At 65.9% G+C, this 1,043-nt stretch carries 1 protein-coding gene; it reads right to left on the bottom strand.

Features of this window, described 5'->3' with window-relative positions; translation table 11 throughout:
* A partial coding sequence (locus PV419_RS52860; protein ID WP_319701242.1) for an AMP-binding protein occupies positions 1 to 1,043 on the bottom strand: 1,043 nt, incomplete at both ends.

Below are 1,043 nucleotides of genomic sequence, written 5' to 3'. Positions count from 1 at the left end.
ACCCGCGATGTACAGCTCACCCACCACACCCGGCAGCACCGGTCGCAACCCCGAATCCAGCACGAACATCCGCGTATTCGCCACCGGACGACCGATCGGTGACACAGTGGAGGCGCTGTCCTCCATTGACCAAGTGCTGGCATACACCGTCGCCTCGGTGGGGCCGTAGGCATTGATCAGGCGACGGGCCGACAACGTCTTCCTGATGTGGGTCGCCACCGTTACGGGCAGTCCCTCACCAGCGAGCACGACGGTCTGAGCCGTCACGTCGACATCGGAGTGCGCGATCACGCCGGCGAGTGCGGACGGGACGGCGCTGATCAGGCTGACGTGTCGCGCCTCGGAGCCACGATCGGCAAGGTCCAGCAGGTCGCGCAGGATCTCGATGGTGCCGCCGCATATGAGGGGAGCGAACATTTCGAAGACCGACACGTCGAAGTTGCATGACGTGGTGAGCAGCACATGGGCCAGGCCCTCGGCTCCGAACTCGTCGGCGGCCCAGCGCACGAAGTTGGTGGCATTGGCATGGGTGACGACCACGCCTTTGGGGCGGCCGGTGGATCCCGAGGTGTAGATGACGTAGGCAGGGTTGCACGGACTCAGCTCGCGCACACGGTGGGTGTTTGTCGGAGCCGCGGTCGGCTGGTCCGCGAGGGCATCGGCGAAAGCCGCGTCATCCAGGAGCAGGATGGACGCGGATGCTCCGCGGGGGAGAGCAGAGACGGCGCCCCGTGCCGAGAGGGTCAACGCCGGCCGGGTGTCTTCGAGGAGGTAGTCGATGCGGTCCTGCGGATAGGACGGGTCGACCGGCACATACGCCGCGCCCGCCTTCAGCACAGCGAACACAGCTATGACCGCCAGTTCGGTGTGGGGCAGCGCGAGGGCGACGTGGTCCTCCGGACCCACACCCAGCGAGATCAGATGATGGGCGAGTTGGTTGGCCCGTTCGTTGAGTTGGGTGTAGGTGAGTTGGTGGTTGTCGCAGATGAGGGCGGTGTGGTTGGGGGTGTGGGTGACCTGTTTCTCGAAGAGGGCGGGCAGGG

This window comes from Streptomyces sp. ME19-01-6, from assembly GCF_033793745.1.
In the GTDB taxonomy this organism is placed as follows: Bacteria; Actinomycetota; Actinomycetes; order Streptomycetales; family Streptomycetaceae; genus Streptomyces.
Note: the sequence above shows the minus strand (reverse complement) of the source record. Positions and strands in the feature narration are given on the sequence as shown.